The 20,923-nt window shown below is 56.5% G+C and carries 16 protein-coding genes; 7 read left to right on the top strand and 9 right to left on the bottom strand.

The genetic code is table 11. The annotated features are described in order from the left end of the window. Positions 1 to 167: 167 nt before the first annotated feature. Entirely contained in the window at positions 168 to 587 is a 420-nt protein-coding gene (locus WCS52_18785; GenBank protein ID MEI6169234.1) for a hypothetical protein, read from the bottom strand. Positions 588 to 663: 76 nt separating this feature from the next. Here WCS52_18785 and WCS52_18780 point away from each other — a divergent pair, with 76 nt between their 5' ends. The 4 genes from WCS52_18780 to WCS52_18765 all read left to right on the top strand — a co-directional run bounded on the left by WCS52_18780 (position 664) and on the right by WCS52_18765 (position 2,435). Further along, entirely contained in the window at positions 664 to 891 is a 228-nt protein-coding gene (locus WCS52_18780; protein MEI6169233.1) for a hypothetical protein, read from the top strand. 245 nt (positions 892 to 1,136) lie between these two features. Beyond that, positions 1,137 to 1,562 (top strand): type II toxin-antitoxin system RelE/ParE family toxin, encoded by a 426-nt coding sequence (locus tag WCS52_18775; protein MEI6169232.1) that lies wholly within the window; start codon positions 1,137 to 1,139, stop codon positions 1,560 to 1,562. A 5-nt stretch (positions 1,563 to 1,567) separates the two neighbouring features. Then, positions 1,568 to 2,014, top strand: a complete 447-nt coding sequence (locus WCS52_18770) for a helix-turn-helix transcriptional regulator (protein ID MEI6169231.1) — start codon at positions 1,568 to 1,570, stop codon at positions 2,012 to 2,014. Continuing rightward, entirely contained in the window at positions 1,992 to 2,435 is a 444-nt protein-coding gene (locus WCS52_18765; GenBank protein ID MEI6169230.1) for a protein-export chaperone SecB, read from the top strand. The genes WCS52_18770 and WCS52_18765 overlap by 23 nt, the downstream gene beginning before the upstream one ends. 160 nt (positions 2,436 to 2,595) lie before the next feature. On the opposite strand, the gene WCS52_18760 is transcribed toward WCS52_18765, so the two are convergent. The 6 genes from WCS52_18760 to WCS52_18735 form a co-directional block, all read right to left on the bottom strand. After that, positions 2,596 to 3,405: an RNA methyltransferase gene (locus WCS52_18760; protein ID MEI6169229.1), complete on the bottom strand. Its 810-nt coding sequence runs from the start codon at positions 3,403 to 3,405 to the stop codon at positions 2,596 to 2,598. A gap of 12 nt (positions 3,406 to 3,417) precedes the next feature. Further along, entirely contained in the window at positions 3,418 to 3,831 is a 414-nt protein-coding gene (locus WCS52_18755; protein MEI6169228.1) for a hypothetical protein, read from the bottom strand. A 17-nt stretch (positions 3,832 to 3,848) separates the two neighbouring features. Then, positions 3,849 to 4,616, bottom strand: coding sequence for a hypothetical protein (locus WCS52_18750; GenBank protein MEI6169227.1), 768 nt, complete (start codon positions 4,614 to 4,616; stop codon positions 3,849 to 3,851). Positions 4,617 to 4,674: 58 nt separating this feature from the next. Continuing rightward, entirely contained in the window at positions 4,675 to 7,320 is a 2,646-nt protein-coding gene (locus tag WCS52_18745) for a pitrilysin family protein (protein ID MEI6169226.1), read from the bottom strand. Continuing rightward, on the bottom strand, positions 7,317 to 7,769 hold the full coding sequence (locus WCS52_18740; GenBank protein MEI6169225.1) for a Minf_1886 family protein: 453 nt from the start codon (positions 7,767 to 7,769) through the stop codon (positions 7,317 to 7,319). Before WCS52_18740 ends, WCS52_18745 begins: the two co-directional genes overlap by 4 nt. Positions 7,770 to 7,886: 117 nt before the next feature. Continuing rightward, positions 7,887 to 8,306, bottom strand: a complete 420-nt coding sequence (locus WCS52_18735; protein MEI6169224.1) for an HIT family protein — start codon at positions 8,304 to 8,306, stop codon at positions 7,887 to 7,889. Between the two features lie 169 nt (positions 8,307 to 8,475). Between WCS52_18735 and WCS52_18730 the strand changes: the two genes are divergently transcribed. After that, the gene (locus tag WCS52_18730; protein ID MEI6169223.1) at positions 8,476 to 8,880 is read left to right on the top strand and encodes a DUF6508 domain-containing protein; all 405 of its coding nucleotides are present in this window, start codon (positions 8,476 to 8,478) and stop codon (positions 8,878 to 8,880) included. Positions 8,881 to 8,895: 15 nt separating this feature from the next. On the opposite strand, the gene WCS52_18725 is transcribed toward WCS52_18730, so the two are convergent. Further along, entirely contained in the window at positions 8,896 to 9,123 is a 228-nt protein-coding gene (locus tag WCS52_18725; protein ID MEI6169222.1) for a hypothetical protein, read from the bottom strand. A 61-nt stretch (positions 9,124 to 9,184) separates the two neighbouring features. Further along, positions 9,185 to 11,608: an MFS transporter gene (locus tag WCS52_18720; GenBank protein ID MEI6169221.1), complete on the bottom strand. Its 2,424-nt coding sequence runs from the start codon at positions 11,606 to 11,608 to the stop codon at positions 9,185 to 9,187. 142 nt (positions 11,609 to 11,750) lie between these two features. Between WCS52_18720 and WCS52_18715 the strand changes: the two genes are divergently transcribed. Next, a complete protein-coding gene (locus WCS52_18715) occupies positions 11,751 to 12,515 on the top strand; it encodes a DUF1573 domain-containing protein (protein MEI6169220.1) in 765 nt (254 codons plus the stop codon). A 131-nt stretch (positions 12,516 to 12,646) separates the two neighbouring features. After that, positions 12,647 to 20,923, top strand: an 8,277-nt coding sequence (locus WCS52_18710; GenBank protein MEI6169219.1) for a lamin tail domain-containing protein, incomplete at its 3' end; no start/stop codon positions are given.

Here is a 20,923-nt window from a genome sequence, read left to right as displayed (position 1 = left end):
GTCGAAGTTGTGCCTCCAGTCTCCGAGGTGGCAGCCGACGTCCCGGCGGCTGATGCGTCTAGTGAGGTCCTACCCGGCACCAATGCCGTCGGGACGCCGGCATCCACCTTGGTGGTAGAGCCTGTGTTTGAAAATCCGGTGCCACCGCCAGAAATACCCGTGCCTACTTACGCGCCAGACCCGGAGGCTGTGCCGGTGTCGCCCCCCATCGTAACACCGGAACCGACGATCACTGAACCCCAGTCACCGCCGCCGATGTCTATTTGCGAATCGGCGCCAACAGCCCAACCAGATCCCCGCCCGGTGCCGACACCGGTTGTAACCGAAACCCCGATGACAACACCGGAACCAGTCAGCGTGACGGCACCAACCCCACCGCCAGTCCCAGAACCGCTCCCGGTCGAAGTTGTGCCTCCAGTCTCCGAGGTGGCAGCCGACGTCCCGGCGGCTGATGTGTCTAGTGAGGTCCTACCCGGCACCAATGCCGCCGGGACGCCGACAGTAATCCCCCCACCACCTCTTGACGAAGGTGCTCCGGTCGACGCGGTAGTGGAGGATCCTCTGCCACAGTGACAGGTGATTTCCATAAAAGAACGGTCGCTTTTTGAGGATCACATAACTATCTTTTGGCCCTGTAAGATTGTCACCGGGAGCTGATAAACCATGACCAAAACGCAATTCCCGCCTAATGGGATTCAGAAGCATTTCGCTGAGATTGTGAGGCCGTTCTTTAATGAAATTCAAATTCTTAGCCAGCAATTAGGATTTTTAGCAAAGACCCGCGACCTTCTTCTCCCCCGCCTCATTTCCGGCAAACTATCCGTCGCAGACCTCGACATTCAGTTCCCACCCGGAATGGATGCAGAAGTTAAGCTGAAAGCTAATGCTTAATCTCCTGACGGCAAACCGCCGCACTCCAAAAAGATTTAGCGCCATCCTGCTCCCTTCTGAACGGAAATTGCAGTTGTCCGAAAAAGGCGGACAACTGGTGGTGATCATTTCTGTCAGTATCATTCATATGATCTAATAGTTAAATATATACTATACACATAAGTCTTTTGTGGGTTAATAGAGGACTTGGGTGAAGGTAAAAAGGCTTGAAAAGTGTTGCAGGCATTGAACCTATAGGTTAAAACATGAAATTGGAATTCTTACTGGAAGGTTCGGCATTCACTTTGTACGCCATCGTGCAGGGAGAAAATGTGGTCGAATATCTGGAGGAATTGGAGCAGAACAATGTTCAGGCACATGCCCAGATTGCGCGGAGGTTGCTGCAACTGGCGGAGCGTGGGCCATCCAGGAAAAAAGATGAATTCAATGACTTGGGGCATGAGCTCTATGAGGCTAAGGCCAAAAAGGGGCCACGCGTGATTTTCTTCTACGATGAAAACCGGCTTATCATATGCTCGCATGCTTTTGATAAACAGGGGCAGAAGACGCCTAAAAGGGAAATCGAAACCGCCGTGAGTCGTAAGCGTAACTATTTTGCCTGTAAGCAGGCAGGTTTTGGGTTTGGAATACTTCGGGATGAGAAACAAGCAGAGCCCAGGAGGCAGCCTTGAATACCATGATCGTAAGGAAAAGCGGTGGATATACTTTTGCAGAAGGATTGAAACGGGCACAGAAACACCTTGAATTTTATGAGGAAGGCCTCGTCATTGAAGTGGCCGCACGCATTATTGATGCGATGGAAGCCTCTGGCGTAACTCGCAGTGAACTGGCGCGCCGATTAAAGGTAAGCCCTGCCTATGTGACCAAAATCTTGCGCGGTCACGCTAATCTTAGTCTGGAGAGTTTGGTGAAGCTCGCCTTTGTTCTCGACTTGAAATGGGAATGCATTTTGATTCCCAAACATGCCAGGGTGAGTCTTCTCGCGGTGACGGGCGAATCTGGCGGCTCAACCCTTCGGACCGTAGAAACGGCGACGGTTGAGGGGTTGGGTGGAGAACCCACTCCGGACGAAAATGCCCAATATGCGAAAGGTACACGCTATGAACTGCCTCTTTCGGCTTGACCATTACCAGATTGAAAGTGTTGCCGTCGCTCAGAACGAGGCGTTTGATTCCGCGTTGTCGGTTCATACGGGCGACATTTCCTCTGCGATTAATATCGCGCCACACCTGAAGGAGCCGGGTAAATATCGATTGACCCTCGAAGTTCAGGTCAAACCCAAGTTGAAAAAGGAAAAGGAATTCTTTCCCTACGGGGTCTCGATCAGGGGGCGTGCTTTTTTCTCCTTTAAGGTACCATGTTTAGCTGATCAAGCGGAACATACCCTCCGCGTTAATGGCGCCGCCATCCTGTACGGACTGCTCCGTGCCCAGGTGGCGCAAATAACGGCACAATCCGCTCATGGTCAATTTCTGCTGCCAACGATGGATTTCGTCGAACTGGCCAAATCAAAGCAGGAGGGCAAGGCCGCGAAGGGAAAATAGTCAGGGATTGCCCAATGAGCAGGTATTGCATGTCTACCTCCCCGAGAGTTATGACCGGGTGCTATTCAAGAATCAATGCGACGGGGTTTTTGATTTAATGTTGAATTATGCGAGCCAAGGCCTGAAGTGGGTGGCCTGATTTTCTGGAGTCTGAATCCTGCTATTTGACTCTTCTCTGCCGCACGGCTTCGTAGAGCAGGATCGTCGTGGCGGCGGCGACGTTGAGAGAGTCGGCCTGGCCGAGCATGGGAATTCTCACCTTGAGGTCGGCGGCGTTCATCCATTTATCGGTAAGACCGTATTGTTCAGTCCCCACCACCAGGGCCGTGCCTTTTTTGAGATCCACCGCGTAATACTCGAATTCCGTGTGAGGCGTGGCGGCCAGAATCTGGATACTATTTTTGTGAAGCCAGGCGAGCACTTCGTCCGAGGTGGCTTCCACGACGGGGATGGTGAATAGTGTGCCGGTACTGGCCCGGACCACATTCGGGTTATTGATATCGGTGCAGCGGTCACAAATGATGACGGCATGGACACCGGCCGCATCCGCTGAGCGCAGGATAGTACCCAGATTGCCGGGTTTCTCAATGGCCTCCGCCACGACCAGCAGGGGATTTTCGGGTAACACCAGATCGTTGAGAGACCAGCGGACCTGCGGGGCAATGGCCAGCAGGCCTTCGGGGCGATCACGATAGGAAATCTTCTCGAACACCGGCTTGGTGCATTCAAACAGTTCCGCGCCCGCCTGACGGCATTGTTCGATCAGCGCCGGTTCATTGGTGCCCATGAAGAAATCAGGACAGATGAAGAGCGCTTTTGGAAGGTGTTTGTTATCGAGGGCGCGCTTGAGTTCGCGATAGCCCTCAATAATCATCTCCCCATGTTCATCCCGGTCAGAGCGCTGCCGCAAACTGACCACGGCCTTGACGCGAGGGTTTTGTAAGCTGGAGATCAGCATGGGCTTAGGCATGGCCACGTATGATCACTGGAATGTGATCGTGGCGTGACCCGCCACAGAATAACCGGCAGAGTTCGAAGATGATGAGCCGCTACCTGTTATGGTGGAGGTGACATTGAGGGTCACCGAGCCACTCAGGGTGCCCCCAGATGGTGCAAAATAGCGCACTTCACTGCCCGTTAGGGAGGAAAGCGACCCTTGTGCAGAACTGGTTGTGCCCGTGCTGGAGCTTGAGCCATTAAGGGCCCAGGTGTAATGGTAGCCGCCACTGACGGTGAATAGCTGGGATTGGCCGGCGGAAAGAACGACCGAGGAGGGGGTGATCACAAGTTCTTCATTGGCGCTGGCCGTGTCACACCCGGTCCAAATCAGGGCTCCCGTCGCGCAGAGGACTGAAACCACGCCAGCCATCATTACCTGCTTCATTTTCTTTGTCATATCAAGCTCCTTGGCAATTACAATGGATCGATCAGGTCAAGAATCGCTCTGTCGGTCAGTTCCCGTTTCTGGGAGGGGACATGACGCTGTAGTTTCGGGCGTGAACTGGGCGCCCGACCAGGCGCCGGGGATTCCGTTCCGGGTTCAGTACTGTCGGGGGCAGATTCATCACTGACAGGGGCAGTGGCCTCGCTTGAGACTTCGTTGGAGAGCTCGCCTGAACCGGATTCGTCCGGGGTATTGGCGTCAGTCGGCGTGGTCGCGTCCGGGGCGGCGTCATTTGCCTGTGGCGCTGGTTTCGGCGTCTGTGGTTTGCGGGGCGGCTGGGGTTTGGTTTCCCGTTGGATGGGGCCGCACACGGTATCAAGTGTCCGAGTGAACGTACTGGCAAAACTGTAGCCGATCCCCAGTTTGTCAGCGAGTTTCTGGAACTCCGACCGTTCGGCCGCCAACACGACTGAATGGGTTTTCTGGAATTCTGCAATGGACTGTTTGACCACTTTGTCCAATTGGTCGATGGTCGCAAACCTGGCTTGAACCCCATCCTGTTTGGCGCCATCCGGGATTTTGCGGGAAGGGCGGCCGGGGAAAACGATCGTAACGGGACTGTTCCGTTTGCTCACGAAGGAGGAAAGCCGGCGCAGGATGGCAATCTGGTCATTGGGATTGACCTCGCTATTGGCTGCGTCTTTTCCGGTGGAATACACATAAACATACGCGGAAGGGCCCTTACGAACCGACTTCCCGCTAAACAGACTCTTAATCGCTTCAACTATTTTAATCACGTCATAACTCCATCTGCAACATAATGGGTTGTATGATAGCGACTTGCAGGGGGAGATGTCAATGTGGAGATGCTGAAGTCTTCTCCTCTACATTCGGCAGGACGATGGAAATGGCCAGTTGGTTGGTGACCAGAATGGAGGCGGCGGCCTGGCGGATCTGATCGGGGGTGACGGCCTCGATGCGTTTTCGGGTGGTAAATTCGTGGTCGAAGCCGAGTTGATAGAGCTCGTTCAGGGCGCAGACCATGGCCAGGTTTCCGTTGTCCTGCAGTCCCATTTCATGTTCCGCAATCACCATGTTGCGGGCACGGTCAATCTCGTCGGGGTCCAGCCCTTTGGTTACCACCCGTTCGATTTCTTCGCGGAACAGTTTCTCCACTTCCGGCAGGGCATCGGCCCGGGTTCCGGCATAAATCATAAACAGGCCGGAATCAAGGCCGACCCGTTGAGAGGTGCTGGCGTAATAGGCCAGTCCGCGTTTATCACGGATGGTGTCAAAGAGATGGGAGGACATGCCGCTCATGGCATTTTCCAAAAGCAATAACGCGTCACGGCGCGGGTCGGCCAGTCCGGCGCCGGGAAAGCCGAACAGGACAATGCATTGTTCCCGGGGTTCGCGGGCTTCCACTCGGGCAGGGAGGACGGGTTTCGGGGTTGCCGCCAATCGGGCCGGGGCGAGATCCCGACGGATGCGGCGGGTATATTTCTCTGCCAGCGCCTCGGCGTCCTTGGCCGTGATATCGCCGAAAATCGAGAGCACCATGTTCCCTGAGACCAGCTGTTTCCGGTAGTACTCCCGGATCGTGGTCTGATCGAGACTGGCGACGGACTCCGGTTTCCCCGTCAGGGGGAGGCGATACGGGTGGCCGGCAAAGATGATCGCATCCAGTGCCTCGCGGGCCACCTGTATGGGTTGTTCTTTGCGTGACTCGATGGCGGCTAGCTGAATGGTCTTCTGCTTATCGATTTCATTGGTGGGGAAGGCGGATTGGCCGAGGCAGTCAAACATGACGTCCATCAGAAGAGGCGTGTCACCGGCAAGGGACTGGCCGCGCAGGCCGAAACTATTGTACCCGGCAAAAGGGGAGAGCGCGATCCCGAGTTGTTCGAGGGTGGCGGCGATGTCGGAGGCGGACCGGTTGGGGGTGCCGCGGGTGAGCAGTTCGGCCATCAGTTGGGTGATCCCGCTCGTCGTTTCGGTTTCAGCAATGACCCCGCCATTGAAGGCCGCGCAGACATAGACGAAGGGAAGCCGGTGGTCTTCCCGTACGATAAGCGGGATACCGCTGGAAAGGGTTTTCTTAAACACCTCGGAGGGTTGGCTCATGGCGGCCGGGAGAGTGGACGCCGATTCCTTTTCGGGGCCGAGGATGACGGTGACCCGGTTTTCCGGGCGCAGGTATTTCCGGGCGACGGCCTGGAGGTCGGCCGGCGTGACGGCCTGGAGGCGAGTCAGATAGGCCTCGGCATAGCGAGGGTCGGCCATGAAGAGCTGCCCTTCGGCATAACTTGCGGCCTGGCCATGCATGGTCTGCAACTGGGCCAATTCGCCTACCAGCATGATCCGGCGCGCCTTCTCGATTTCATCGCGGGTAAAGCGGGTCTTTTCCCAGGACGCGGTGGCGGAATCAATCGCCTCCACTACTTCGGTTTCCCGCGCGGGATCCAACTCGGCACTCACCACAAAGAGGCCGGGATCCCGCATGGTAAACGAGGAGGCGCTGATGTCATGCACGAGTTTCCGGGTTTCCTTGATGTCCTGCACCAGGCGCGAGCTCTGGCTGCCGCCGGTGATGGAGGCGAGGAGTTCCAAGGCCGGGGCATCCGGGTCTGACAGGGTGACGGTATGGAAGGCCACCATCAGGCGGGAAATTTTGTAGGGGCCGGCTTTGCGGACCTGACGGGGCGCGGTTTGGGTGGGTTCTGCCGGGACAAAGATGGGCGGGTTGGGCTTCCGGGCAAAGCTGGCAAAGGCTTTGGTCAAGGCCTCCCTGGCCTCCAGGGCATTCAGGTCACCCACAACCGCAACGACCATGTTGTCCGGCACATAGCGCCGGTGGTAGTAATCCAGAAGCCCCTCACGGGTAATGGATTTAAAGATATCGCTTAGCCCGATCACCGGGAGCCGGTAGGGGTGGGCAGTGTAGGCGGTGTGAAAGAGCAATTCCTGGATCTGGCGGCTGGGATTATCTTCACCCATGCTGAACTCGCGAAGAATCACCTCTTTTTCACGCCGCCATTCCTCTTCCGGGAAAGAGGCGTTGATCACGGCATCGGCCAGGGTGTCAAGTCCGGCTTTCCAGTTGCGCGCGGGGATGTCGGTAAAGAAGACGGTCCGGTCAAGGCTGGTATAGGCATTCAGTTCCCCGCCCAGACTGATGATGGTTTTGGCGATGTCGCCCGGCTTACGGGTGGGGGTTCCCTTGAACACCATGTGTTCAACATAATGGGATAGGCCGCCGCCCATGAGCTGGCCCTCATGAATCGAGCCGGAGCCGACCCAGATTTGAATGGAGACCACGGGGGCGGCGTGATCTTCCTTGATCAGCAGGGTCATGCCGTTATCCAGCGTGAAGCTCTGGATGCGGTCATTGGATTGTTTCAGGGTGGTGAGGGCGGTCGCTCCGGTTTGGTCGGCCGCTGAGGTCGTGAGGATGCATAATCCGAAGACGAGGGTGAACAGGACGAGGAGTGGTTTGGTCATGACGGTTCCTTTGAGCGGGTGCGGGGGGCACGTTTACGTTTTTCCGGTTTGGGTGATTCTTTCGATACGGAGGGGAGAAAGGGGACGGTGAAGGCGGTCTGGAATGAATAGCCGTTGCTAAAATCCTCTAATTTGTCCTGATCGGTTTTGCCGAGGACCCCGTGGGATACCAGATTAAAGACCAGGTTGCCGAAATCCTCCGTCCGGGTGATACCCCAGGTGTCGAGAACGGTTCGGGTGATGGGGCCGAATTCCTGCAGGGCATAAAGCCGGATGCCATCGAGGAGCTCCTGTCCCGTGATATGGCGCGCCGGGCCCGCCGTTGGCTTCTTCATGGCGCGGATGGTGTAGTCCAGGGCCAGGCGCAGAAAGACATAAGCCTCAAGTGGATAGCGCGTGTCTTCTTTCAAGATCACCCGCATGGCTTCTTCGAAATTAAGGCGTTTCATGATCCGTTCCCTGGAAGAGGTTTTTGACAGAATTAACACAATGACCAGAATGATACGTAATCAAGAACCCACTTATTTTGTATATTCTGTTCATTCTGTCTGAAATTCTTTGCCGAGTTAGCAAAGGGCTTGCCGGATCTGATCGGCGGTCGTTTGTAGCTCCTGGGGACTCTCGTATTGTTTTGGGAGCCAGTTCCCATGGTAGCCGTCGGTGGTGAAACGCGGGATGACGTGGAAATGAATGTGCGGCACCACTTGTCCCGCCACCGTGCCATTGGCTTGCGAGACGTTGATGCCGTCGGCGTGAAGGCCCTTCATCTGGGCGCGGGCGATGCGTTGAACGACGGTAATCAGTTTCTGGAGGACTTCCGGTGGGGTATCCATCAGGGGATTGTGATGAGCCTTCGGGATGACCAGTGCATGGCCTTTCACCACGGGGGCGATGTCCATAAATGACAGGACCTCCGCATCCTCATAGAGGCGGGTGCAAGGGATTTCACCCTTGATGATTTTGCAAAAGATACAGTCGTTACTCATGGCCGCATATTCTCCCGAAGTTTCCGGCGCCGACGGAGCGGCGCCCTCCATCATTTGGAATGGAGGGTTTTGCTCTGTCAAAACCGCTTGTTCTCTTATGTTCTAGCAGAATCATCTTTGCATTTAAACTATTTTGAAAATTCCGCTTATTCTGTCAGACTCCTCATCTATGAAAACCTGTTCCATTAAAGAAACTGAAGAGCTTGAAGCGCAACATCTGGCCAACCTGCTGGAATTCATCCCCCTGTTTGAGGACCCGGCGTTTTGTCCGGCCGGGCAGATTCCGGTTGATGAGGAGAACTGGCCGGATGAAGCCTTTATGAAGCTGGTCTCCCGCTTTATGGATGCCTGCTACAAAAATGGGTTTATCGTTCGCTTCGACTGGGAGAACTGGGAGGCCGACGCCATGACCTATGTCAAAGATCCGGTGTTACTCAACGGGGCCGACCTGCTGGTGTTGCGGCGGTTGCTAACCTGGCATGTCCGGCAGAATCGCTTTACCAAAAACCATGTGGCGACCGTGATCGCATCAGGTCATATCCTTCACGTGCTGAAACGCTTGCGTGATCTCTGAGGCCAAAGGGGCGGGCTACTCCGTTAGCGTGACGCGGCCAAAGACATAATGGCGTTTCTGGCGTTCTGCTTTTGACAAGGGTGCCCCTTCGATCGCGAGGCGCTTCTCAATTCTCGCATCATAGGCGCCGAGTTCCAACGCATAGTTCCCCGGAGCCAACTGGGTAGGGGGCTCAAACTGGAACGGGATATTTAGCGAGCCAAGGGCAAAGGTTTGCCAGAGCGGGAAGGTGAAGGTATGCACCGTGTGCCCCTTTTCCCGGGCTTACCCAGGATGGCCGATTCCCGCCCTCAACCCTCTTAACTCACGTGATCACCCAGAGCGACTGGACATAGATGCCCAGCAGGGCATCGGTGTCATCGGGGCAGAACGAACTGGGCAGTTCGCGCATCAGTTCCAGGTACCACACACCGACCCCGAACCGCGAATCGTGCCAGATGAGGGTTTCGACAAACGTTTCGGTGTCCCCCCCAAATTTCACCCCGTAATTCAGGGCCGCGAGTCCGATGGATAAGTCGAACAGACTGTCCTCAATGCCGACGAGTTGGCCGGTGGTATAGGCCTGCTCGATTTGGCGTGTTTTTTCAATCAAGGCCCGTCCCTGGTCCTGCATGCGTTCCTGAGTGGCCGATTCAATTAAGATCCGCAATTTATCCAGGAGCGGCGCGACCTCGGAGCCCCGGTTGCGCTGTTCCCGGATCAGGATGCGGTAGAATTCGCCCGGTTCCCCGATCAAGTCCGCCACGGCCACGGCCAGGGACCGTTTCAGGATCGGATTGGCCGTTTGCTGAAGGCGGGGAAGGATTTCATAAATGGCCGCCATTTCGCCCAGTTTGGCAAGCGCCTCACTTGAAGCGGACAGGACCTTGGAGTCATGGCTCTCCTGCAACACCTTCAAGAGGGGTTCCGAAGCGCGGGCGTCCCCGATTTCACCCAGAGTGCGTGCGATTTCAGAGACCGTTTCGCGATCCCCATCCCTGAGGCGGCGGATCAGGGCATCCACACTGGAGCGGTCATGCGTCTGGCGCAGGGCGCGGGCGATCTGCGGCATCAGGTCGATATTCGGGTCGTCCAGTTTTTGCACCAGTGCGTCGATCGCATCCGGACCGCCAATCCGGCCGAGTGCCATGGCCGCTTCCTCCCGCACCTGGGAGGACGGGTCCTCCAGTTTCTCAATTAAATCGCGTACGGCGATCCGGAAGCGATCCTCGCCCAATTTGCGCACGGCCCCCGCGCGTCCCCCGCTGGTGGTGGAATTAAGCAACGACATCACATTGAAGGTTCCTGTGACCATGCGCAGGGGGTTGCCCACCTGCAGGCTGGCCAGAGCCGTGCGGAAGGTCATTTCACCCTTACGCTGTTTTACGGTCAGAAGCATCCGGACGGCCACGAGCCAGACGAGTGCAATTTGCAGAATGACCAGAACATGGAAAAAGCCAAAGGCGGTGCCGGTGGGCATGATGATGGGCTGTTGGAAGGGATGGGCATTCATCCAGTCCATCACTTTTCCTGCCACCAACGGGCCCAGGGCACCTAGCGCTCCGATGGCGCTCCAGTGTACGGCCATGGCCATGGTCCGGCCATTGGTGGGCATCAGGGCGGCGATCAAGCTGACTTGAGAGAGGCCCACGCCGGAATAGAACAACCCCCCGAAGATATTCACAACCAAAAGAATCAGGATGGGTTGCGGAAGAGAGAATGGCTTAATGAACGGTATATGCAGCGTGACGCTGGTGTCGAGCATGAAGAACCAGCTTAAGCCTAAAGCAGGGGCGAGAATCATCATGACGGCCCCGAAATTGCGTGCGCCCACGCGATCCATGACGTAACTCCAGAGAAAACCGGCAATGGACGCTCCGACCATGCCGCTGATCACCAGTGCCGACATGGCGCTATAGCCGATGTGATATACGCGATTCAGGTAGACAAAGCTGAGCTGGGCGATCAGTCCGACCCCGAAGGTCCAGACCCCCATGGACAGGGTCAGCCAGAGAAAATCCCGGCTCTTCAAAGGCTGAATAAACCGTTGCAACAGACTGCCACGCGAGGTCGTGCCGCCCGGCTTGGGTTCGGGCACCGATAGGTGGACCAGAATGTCAGCGACGCCAAGACATGCGGCGACGCTGAAGACAATGGCGAACCCGTTGAGCACACGACGCGGTTGGGTCGGGTCATTGAACAAATCCAGTGCCCAGCCGGCCCCGATCATGCCAAGCAGGCCGACTACCGAGACCAGACTGTGGCGGATGCCCCAGAAACTGGCCCGGGATTGAGGCGGGACCAGTTCGGCCATCCAGCTCCACCAGGGGGCGGAGCCCAGTTGCGCCAGGACGGAACTAAGGGCCACGACCCCGACCACGGCGGCCACCATCCAGGGAGTTCCGGGGGGGACGAAGAGCGGCAACAGGGCGGGGACAAACCAGAGCAGTCGGTGCAGCAGTACCAACGTGGCCCAGTAGGGCTTGCGTGCGGGCAGGCGTTCAGCCACCAGGGCCGAGAACATCTGCAACACCATGGCCAACTGGCCTACGGTGGAGGTCAGTCCGATCATCACGCCGCTGGCCCCGAGGGCGTTCATGAGCATGGTTAAGGGCATGCCACCGGCAATATTTGCCCAGGCATTTCCCAGACAGCCCGCGATGATATTGGTTCGCAATCCCCGGCGAATATCGGCGTCGGTCAGGGGGGTCCCATCTGTTTTAACTCTTTCAGAACTTGAATCAACCATACAACAATCTTTATGTGGCCCCATTGCCAGCCGACAACCTTGGCCGCTTCTGCCCGTTTCGTCAATCTGATTCCTGAAGCGGAAGATGAATAGGATGTCTACTTGACATTCGTACCCCTACATACTCACAATTGTCTCTGAAATGAAGACTCCGTTTAAGACGCAAGAAGCGCTCTGTCGTTGGCTATGTGCCTGCCTGGTGGTCAGCGCAACCGTCCTGGGGCAAACAAATTTGCCCAGGCCCCGTCTCGTATGTGACGAACCGCTGTTCGATTATGGAATAAAGCCCAACAGTATTGAGATTGAGCATGATTTTGTTATCAGGAACACAGGCGATCTGCCGCTGATCATTTCGCAAGTTCGAAGTGGCTGCGGGTGTACCCGGGCCCAGCTCAGCCAGAACACCCTCGCTCCGGGGAGCAATGCGGTGCTGAGCGCCCGGCTTTCCTTGCGGGGTGTGGTTGGCCCCAAGCAAACCCACATCTATCTTCATTCAAACGACCCTGAAAACCCTGTATTTCAATGCAAAATGGCCGGTTCAGCCGTCATTGATCCATCGGTAAAGCCGCCTCCCCCGGCCACACCGGCTCCGCCCGTCGTGGAGCGTGATCTCAGCTCATTTCCCCCTGAAATCACGATCGATCCATCAGAAACGGTCCCCTTGGGGAATGTCCATTATGTGATTGTGCGCGGGAAAAATGATCAGCCGTTCAACGTGACCAACGTGGTGGTCATTCCGCCCGCCTTTCCGGCCCGGCTTCACAGTATGAAACAAGTCTGGGCAAGATTGAAAGTGGGCCCCATCACACCGGCCAGCCTGGGCTCCGGAGCAGTGGTACGGGTCTACACCGATATGCCGGGGGCTATGCCGCTGGATATCCCTGTCAGACCGGTCAGAAGCCCTTAATGTCCACGGCCCCTCCCCGGGCGAACGAAAACGGCTAAAACCTGCTATAATTGTATTGCTCCCCCTCTCTGAAAATGGTAATTTAAAAAATCACTTTAAAATGGTTTAAGGCTTATTATGGGGGGCATTCTGTGCAATATCCTAAAATGGTGAGTTGGTTTAGCGGGATTTATTTTGCAACAGGGTTGTTCCTTGTGCCTGTAGTTAACGCCCAGTTGAGTCAATCCCTCACAGGGCCTGCTACGGCTTCCGTTTGTGATACCCTGACGTTGACCAATATCATCAGTAACACGGGGGGGGTATTAAGTGGTTTACGGGTGACCAACAGCCTGCCGAGCGGGAATTTTTCCTATGTGGCCGGCCAAACGGTCATTACAGAGCCCGGCCCCGTCACGCGCAGCGGGACGAATGCCGACCCTGATCTAATTATTGGCGGAACCAATCTGGTTTGGGATTTTTCCACATTGGCAACTCCCTGTACCATCGATCATGTCCTGATTTCCGAGGTTTATTACAACGACAGTCACACGGCAGCGGAAAACAAAAACGGCTATCAGTGGGTGGAGCTGTTCAACCCTACGGCGGCGCCCATTACCCTGAATGACTGCTCGCTGAAGGATGCGGTTTCGGGGGTTTACGACAGTTTGCCGACGATGACACTGGCGGCCGGAGAATTTGTAATTGTGGCCGGGAGCACCAATGCCTTCAAGTCGGGCTCGTGGGGGTATACCGGGCAACTCTTCGAGGTCGCGGACGGTGCCATCGGAAACGGGCTGAATGATTATGGCGACGGGGTGTTTCTCTATCAGGGCGCGACCCTCATCGATGGGATGTCCTACGGGAATTCCCAGGCGGCATTTTCCCTTCCTTATCAGATTTCAGCAATTGGGTCATCGCTGGCGCGTACTCCGGTGGCGAACAGGGATACAGACACCGCCGCTGAATGGGCCACCCTTCCGGTGCCGACTCCGGGGAGCGGGGAAATCCCATTGGGCCTGCAAACGGGCGGTGGCGTGACCATTATCTACAAAGTAGCGGGCAGTTGTTCCGCTGACACAGGCCTGTTCGCCTCGAAAGTTGCATTTAAGCAGCCACCTAGTGCTGCGGCGACCGTTGTGACCACTACCAAATCCATTGCGCTCTATGCGGGTGATTTGCTCGTTTCAGAGACCCCGCTGATGCAGAATGCCAGTCGATATGGTCCGGCGGCCTGGCTCGTCTCGGTGAAAAACCTGGGCCTTGGCAGCGCCCGGAATGTCGTGATTACCGATCGGCTCTCGTCCGGCTTCCAGTTTACCGGCAGCGATGTGGTGCCGGCCTCAACGGCGGTAGGGGCGGACACGGTGATGACCTGGGATCAGACCGTGATTCCGGGTTTGGCCGATCTGGCGCCCGATGCGACGATCTCTGTGGCCGTGACAGGGCGCGTGGCCTTGGTTACGAATTTATACAACAAGGCGGATGTTCAATGGGGGTGTACCACCAGTACGGTATGTCAAAGCAGTGCGACCGCAAGTAATACCATCACAGCCGGTATCAATCTGGTCGATCTGGTGCCCCGCCTGTCCGCCTGGTTAACCCCGGCGGCACCCGTCGCGGTTGGCTATTGCGCAGGTGCCACCGTCACACTGCATATCACGAATGCCGCAGGGCCCACCGTGGGAACGGCCTTTAATGTGGCGGTCAGTAATATCCTGCCAGCGAGTTTGATCGGTACGAACCAGATTTACGTGGGGGATCTCCCGTCGGGCGCGAGTACGAATATTGCGATTACCCTGCTGGCCGGTGGAGACTGTCCTATCTCAACCAATGCGCAAACGGCCTATTTCACCTTCAGTTATCACGATTCGATGGATCGGGCTTATGGGCCGCCGACCGTCTTCAGTGTGGTTCAGGTGACCCAGCCCCCCTCGGCCTCGGTTCAGGTTTCCGTGCCGGCCTCCCAGACCAGTACGGAGGGCGGCGCCATCCCGGTAAAGGTGTATTTTACTTACAATAATTTTGACGGAACCGAAGTGATTACGCTGCGCGAAACCTATCCCGCCAGCACCAATCTGACGCCCACGGCAATCTCGGCGGGCGGCTATCTTGACGGAACGGATGTGGTCTGGACGAATTCAGGGTTTATTGGCAGCGGGGTCTACACGGCCAGCTTCAATCTCGCCATCGGGTCACTTTGCGGCGGGCCCTTCGGGTATATCCAGAATAGGGTTACCGTTCCTGATTTCATGAATTGCCGCAGATGCACCACTTCAGTGACGGGGAGCGGTGAACGCTATTTAACCTATTTCGGGGCCGGAGCCGGATGCGTCACGGGCGGTGGGGGCGGAACGGGTGTTTGCTCGTACGCGAGCATCAAAACCACGCCCACTAATAATTTGGTGGAGGTTTGCCAGCCTGTATGGTTGAGCCATTCGTTTACTAATTTTACCGGCATGTTGCCCGGCTGGTCGAATATCACCTTCACCTCTGATTTAGGCGGGGTGACAGGGAACGCCAATACCAACGATGTGACGGTAGGGGTCAATGGCTCGAATTTGACAGCCTTTTGCACCTCAATGTCAGGCATCGGTAGTCTGACGGTCAACTTGTCGGGATTAACCAACAGTCTTTACCCTGATCTCTCCGGGGTTACCAATCTGACGATCACCTGGAAGATGCAGACGGTTGCGGCGGGGCAGGTGCACGAAACATCAACCCTGCATGTGCCGGTATGTGGCGGGACCTGGGCCGAGGTATATTGGAATGTCGGCGCAAGTGACATGTCGGTCTCGCTTGACGCCATCGAATATTTGGAGGCGTGCGGAATCACCACGGGGCGGATCGATCTGGCCCAGTTGTCCAGTCCGGGCTTGATGTCCGGCTCGAATGCCGTATTTGCCTCGTATGACGTTCGCGTTACACTGGATCTGGATGCGGATGGGAATGGGGCCTCGGAGATCACCTATGAAGACGGTTCCACCGTGTTTTCCAACATGGTGCTGCTGGGGGGCGCCCCCACTAATGGCTTCAATCCGGTCATTTCCTCAAACAAACTGACGTGGACAATTGGCAGCTTGGACCCGAATGGTGCCGGGTCTATCTTTTATATCCTACGGGGCGCCTGCGCCCGGTCCGCTCCTGAAAAGCAGGCTGCAAAGGTCGAGTTCAATACCCACTGTGCGCAGGGAGAGGCGCCGTTGGAGACGGCTTTTTCGCAAACCAATGCGGTCCCCTCCGTCTGTCCCGCCGGTCGGATGTCGGTTGAAATCCAGCCCGAGGTGACCTTCCTGACCGAGACGCAGTATGTGGTGCGCATGAGCTTCATGAACACCGGCGCCGGCACGGCCTACAATGTCACGCCGGAATTGATCATTCCCACCAATGTGGTGTTTAATTCGGCCTCGATTGGGACCTCGGACATCACGTCGACCAGTGTGGTCTGGACCTTGCAGAATGTTTCCAATCCCGGAAATTTAATCGATGCCGACGGGGACGGGAAAGCTGATGATCTGGCGCCGCTGGGCCAGTTTGAGATTCTGGCAACCAATTCCATCCTGTCGTTTGGACAGAATGCCGTCCACGCCAGGGTGTCACATGGCTGCAATAGCAACACCTGCCAATCGGCCACCTCCGTCAACGCCACCTTTCAGTCAAATGCCGGTGCCTTGGCCGCGCACACCGCCTTCGATGCCAATGGAAAACTCTGCAATACCAATGCCGCCAAAATTATTATCCTGAACACAGGGCTGATCAAGGATTATGACATTCACGTTTTCGAAGTGTTGCCCGATGGCATGACCTATGTCGCTGGCAGTTCGCGTTATGTTTATGGCGGGGTCACCACAAACGCCTTGAGCGACCCGGCCGGGACCGGCGCTCCCGGTGACAAACTGAATTGGGGGAGTGCTCAGATTCCCACCCTGGCCGGCTTGCCAGCGGGTGGTGAGTTGACGATCCTGTTCTCGACGCTGGCCTCCTGTGGGGCGAATACCGGGAACAAGCAATACTCGACTTCTGCGACCTATGTGGATATCGGTCGCAATCTGAACTCTGTGGCGGCGGTATCGACGATTCAGGTTTTGGATATCCCGGCGCTGTCCGTCGTGGTCGGGGCCTCACCTATAGTGGTGGATCACAACCGGACCAATGTCTACACCATTTCGGTAGACCACAGTGCAGGTTCCATCGTGAATGTGCCGGCGATGCAGCTGGTGGATGTGATGCCCACCAACGTGACGTTTTTAGGGGCTTCTGTGGCGCCGGATACGGTGAGCGGCAATTCCATGGTCAGCGGTGAGACGCTGACCTGGGGTAATGCCACACTGATGGGATTGTCTGGAGGCGCGCCTTATACCCCGGCTAAACTAGCGGTGTCGATTACCGTGACCGGCCTGGTGCTGGCTTGCAATTATATTGATAACAGAGCCACCGTTTCTTTTGGGTGCGACACAGACTCCCTGTGTTTAAGTAACGGCTACACCCAGCGCTCCATCTCGATCCCCCTGGTGGCGATCGGGGATCAAAGTGCGTTGACGCTCAGTTCATGGGGTGGAACGCGTACGGTGGTGGTGACCAATACCGGTGCCACCGGGCGCGGGGTGATTATCACGAATATTGCCCCTTCCGGCTTTGTGTTTACGGAAGCCGCGTCGGTGGCGGGGGAATTTACCGGCTCATCACTGATCGTGCACTTGTCGGGGACGCCTCTTGGGCGATTCGCCTATGTGGATTTCACCACGGCAGCCAGCAGCGGGGCAACGGACAGCTTTGATGATGCCGCAGATGGCCCCGATAACCTCGACATGGGAAATGGCAAGGGGTTCGTGGTGACGTTCAACCTGATCAGTGATGGGTCTGGCATGGACACTGTAGCCAATCCCCTGGATGTCGGGTATGCGGATCCTGAGCCGGTGGTGCTGTCGGAAGTCACGGCCCCCGCCACCCTGATCTACAGCAATTTATGCGAGGAGATCGCGCCGCAGACCGTGAACCAATCTGTGAAAACCATTCCCATCCGGCCGGATCCGGATATTGATCTTCTGCCGCACAGTTTGATTGTGACCAACGGGCAGGCGGTCACCTTCACCCTCAGCGTGATCAACGCGGCTGATGCCGGGTATAGTACGAACCTGCATGTCCGCCTGAAGTTCGGCGAAGGTTGGTCCAATCTGACCTGCTTGTCCACCAACCTCGTCCAATCCGGGGCAGGTACAGTGCAGATGGAGATGATGGGAAGCACAAATGTGCTAATCGAGCTTCCCGGAGTCGCACTGAACACCACTCTGAATAATCTGGCCATGACGTTCCGGGCAACGGCGGTGCAGGGGGCGGGTCCTTTGTACGCCTTGGCGGAAGTGGTTGGGGAATCCCCCGTCGCCGCTTCCATCACCTATATCGGCACCAATACCCTGGGTGCGGCCCCGCTGCTGAATACCATGCAGGGGTTAACGATCTTTACGAATAACGGCACGTACTACGGGTTTGATCAGGTCGAGGGGTTTGGTGCCGGGTTTGAGGTGAATGGGAACATTCGTTACGCCAATAGCGCCACGCTGGTCAATCAGTTGACCGCGCGGATCGGGGAGCCCCTGGTATTTCACCTTGTGGCTAATTTCTTCGGGACCGCCTACAGCAACATCGTGTTGACTCAAAGCCGCGAGACCAATCTCGTTTTTGGGACTCCGGGAAGTTATGTGTATGTAGGAGGCATCACGAATGCCGTCTATGACGCCGTTGCAGGGACCTTCACCCTTCAGCCTATTCTGGTTGATACCAGTGCCCTGTCCTCATTTACCGTGGATGTGCCGGTGTGGGTCCGCAATTCCCTGACCAATCAGACTGGGGTCTCGTTCACCAACGTCATCATTCCGACCTTCACGGTGGCCGGGGTGACCAACCTTCCTCCGAATTCCACCAATATTGTCAGTCTGGTGGAGCCGACGCTCTCCCTGGCGATGACCTGCGACACCAATAACATCCAGGCCGGGGATGTGGTGACCTTTACGAACATCATCACCCATGTGGGAAGCACGACCAACGCCTATGATATCGTATTCTCCAATTCCCTGCCTAGTGGCATGACCTTCGCCGGTGTTGAGCAGGTGGGGCCCTGGGTTACGAATGGATCGGTGCTGACCGTATCTGGAGCGGAGCTCTCCGGGTTGACGAACCTGGCGTTGGGCGGCACGGTGACCATAGTAGTGAAGGCCAAGGTCATGAATCAGCTGGTTGGTTCGACCATTTTCAATGTGGCTACGATTTATTACACGTCTTTGTTTGGCGCTGGTGCCAACGAGCGTAATGGATCGGATGGGGCAGGTGGCCTGAATGATTATACCACCTCCGCTTCGGTGGGCGTATTGGCCATGCCGTTGACTGGCATCAGGAAATCGGCGGGTAATTCCTCCCAGAACAATACGGTTGCCCCTGATCTCACCATTGGTGAGCGGATTCTCTACACCATCCGTGTGGACGTGCCCAACGGGGTCAGCACCAATCTTCAGGTCACTGACCACCTTCCGCCCGGCCTCGACTGGGTGGGGAACAATCCGGCTGCCGGGCTCACCTATCCCGGAAAAGGCTATCAGTTTGTCATTCCCGAAGGCGGGCCTGTATTCTCGACAAATGCCGGGGCGGGGTTGACGATCTCAGATCCTGATTCGACGCCGGATAGTTCGCTGACGACCGATGGGGCCGGGCAGGCCGTTCGGTTCACGATTGCCGTGATCACCAATACTCCTGATTCCCCCGCCGTGAATGATTATTTTGACCTGTCGCTCGAATGTGTCGTGGTGGATGATGGAGTCAATAACACCGGGAAAAGCCCGTTCCAGAAGAGTTGGAGTAATCAGGTGACCGTCATCGACGGCTTTTCGACCAATACGACCAACTCGGTCGCCTATATCCTTGCTGAACCGGATGTGATGATCGGGCACACCCTGTCGCCGATTGCCAATCTGGATGCCGGTGATCCGGTGACGATTACGCTGTACGTCACGAACAGTGCGGCCGCCCGAGCCAACGCCTATGACATCAGGGTGTTGGATACCCTGCCGCTGGCCGACTTTGATGTGAGTACCCTGGTGTGGGAAACGCCTGAAACAGGCTGGGCTGTTACGACCAATGTGAACGGGGCGAATCTCGAGTACCGGTTTGCCAGTACCGCCACCACGCCTCTTCTAACGAACTCCGTGGTGACTAATCGCTTCTCCGTGCGGCTGGCTCAGGGCGTTACCCCGAACCTCATTATCTCGAATGCGGTCCAATTGGAGGCGTCGGATACGATTAACGGAGACCCGCCCGCGGGGATCCCGTACCGCTCGACCACGTCGGCCAAAACTTATCTGAGTCTGACAGTGACGAATCTGTCGGTGGCCAAGTCGTTCTACGGGACGAGTGAGACGAATGCGGCGGATTCCTCGGGACAACTCGTCCAGGTGGGAGAGATGGTGACCTACCAGTTGGCGGTGACATTGCCGGAAGGCACGATCAGTAACCTGGTGGTGACAGACCTGATTCCGCGTGGGATGCAGTATGTGACCAACCGTGTGGGAACGGCGGGTTTTGGCGGCTCATTGGGGTCGCCGATGGGTATCGTGAGCAATGGTAGCAGCGGGTCGCCGGTGTCCTTTGTGTTCACCAATAATACGGTGGTGACAAATAACAACGACGTAAATGATAACACCTTCTCGATACAGGTAGATGCAGTGGTGTTGAACACGAACATCAACTACGGGACCTCGACAGTGTCACGGACGTTCTTCACGAATAAGTGTTCGGTGAGTTTTGGCGGCAATCTGCCAGCGACGACCAATGTGGCGGTCATCGTGACGAATATCGAGCCGGTGATCGCGATCAGCACCTCCTTCCGGACGAACCGGATGGATGCGGGCGACACGAACACGGTGTACCTGGTGGTAACGAACACCGGGTTGGCGACGGCGTATGACGTGGTGGTGACGGACGCCCTAAATACGGTGTATTTTGACACGAATACGATTGAGAACTTCAAGGTGAATGGTGCGGGGCCAGCTGGCTACCTGTTGACTTCAACCAACGGGATGGTCTGGATTGTGTCGGATGTGAGCGGGACGAATCCGCCGACTTGCAGTCTGGAAGCCAATGAGGGCATCACCTTCAGCTTTGATGTGAAAGCGGCGCAGACGGTACCACCGAACCTGACGATTACCAACCGCGCAGGGATCTATGCGGATACCATTGCGGGATATGCCGTGAATCAGCGGACCGTGACCGGCCAGGTGGCGACCGCGACGAATCAGAGCCCTGATGTGACGATCGCGAAGACATTCATCGGGACGAGTGAGACGAATGCGGTGGATTCGACGAACCAGTATGTTCAGATTGGTGAGACGGTGACCTACCAGTTGGCGGTGACATTGCCGGAAGGCACGATCAGTAACCTGGTG

Source organism: bacterium, assembly GCA_037128595.1.
GTDB lineage: Bacteria > Verrucomicrobiota > Kiritimatiellia > CAIKKV01 > CAITUY01 > JAABPW01.
Note: the sequence above shows the minus strand (reverse complement) of the source record. Positions and strands in the feature narration are given on the sequence as shown.

What these genes read in the sequence shown, in the direction of transcription:
- WCS52_18745 (MEI6169226.1), bottom strand. Translation starts at nt 7,320, where the DNA reads ATGACCAAACCACTCCTCGTCCTGTTCACCCTCGTCTTCGGATTATGC.
- WCS52_18765 (MEI6169230.1), top strand. Translation starts at nt 1,992, where the DNA reads ATGAACTGCCTCTTTCGGCTTGACCATTACCAGATTGAAAGTGTTGCC.
- WCS52_18740 (MEI6169225.1), bottom strand. Translation starts at nt 7,769, where the DNA reads ATGAAACGCCTTAATTTCGAAGAAGCCATGCGGGTGATCTTGAAAGAA.
- WCS52_18755 (MEI6169228.1), bottom strand. Translation starts at nt 3,831, where the DNA reads ATGACAAAGAAAATGAAGCAGGTAATGATGGCTGGCGTGGTTTCAGTC.
- WCS52_18730 (MEI6169223.1), top strand. Translation starts at nt 8,476, where the DNA reads ATGAAAACCTGTTCCATTAAAGAAACTGAAGAGCTTGAAGCGCAACAT.
- WCS52_18780 (MEI6169233.1), top strand. Translation starts at nt 664, where the DNA reads ATGACCAAAACGCAATTCCCGCCTAATGGGATTCAGAAGCATTTCGCT.
- WCS52_18775 (MEI6169232.1), top strand. Translation starts at nt 1,137, where the DNA reads ATGAAATTGGAATTCTTACTGGAAGGTTCGGCATTCACTTTGTACGCC.
- WCS52_18785 (MEI6169234.1), bottom strand. Translation starts at nt 587, where the DNA reads ATGGAAATCACCTGTCACTGTGGCAGAGGATCCTCCACTACCGCGTCG.
- WCS52_18735 (MEI6169224.1), bottom strand. Translation starts at nt 8,306, where the DNA reads ATGAGTAACGACTGTATCTTTTGCAAAATCATCAAGGGTGAAATCCCT.
- WCS52_18720 (MEI6169221.1), bottom strand. Translation starts at nt 11,608, where the DNA reads ATGGTTGATTCAAGTTCTGAAAGAGTTAAAACAGATGGGACCCCCCTG.
- WCS52_18715 (MEI6169220.1), top strand. Translation starts at nt 11,751, where the DNA reads ATGAAGACTCCGTTTAAGACGCAAGAAGCGCTCTGTCGTTGGCTATGT.
- WCS52_18770 (MEI6169231.1), top strand. Translation starts at nt 1,568, where the DNA reads ATGATCGTAAGGAAAAGCGGTGGATATACTTTTGCAGAAGGATTGAAA.
- WCS52_18760 (MEI6169229.1), bottom strand. Translation starts at nt 3,405, where the DNA reads ATGCCTAAGCCCATGCTGATCTCCAGCTTACAAAACCCTCGCGTCAAG.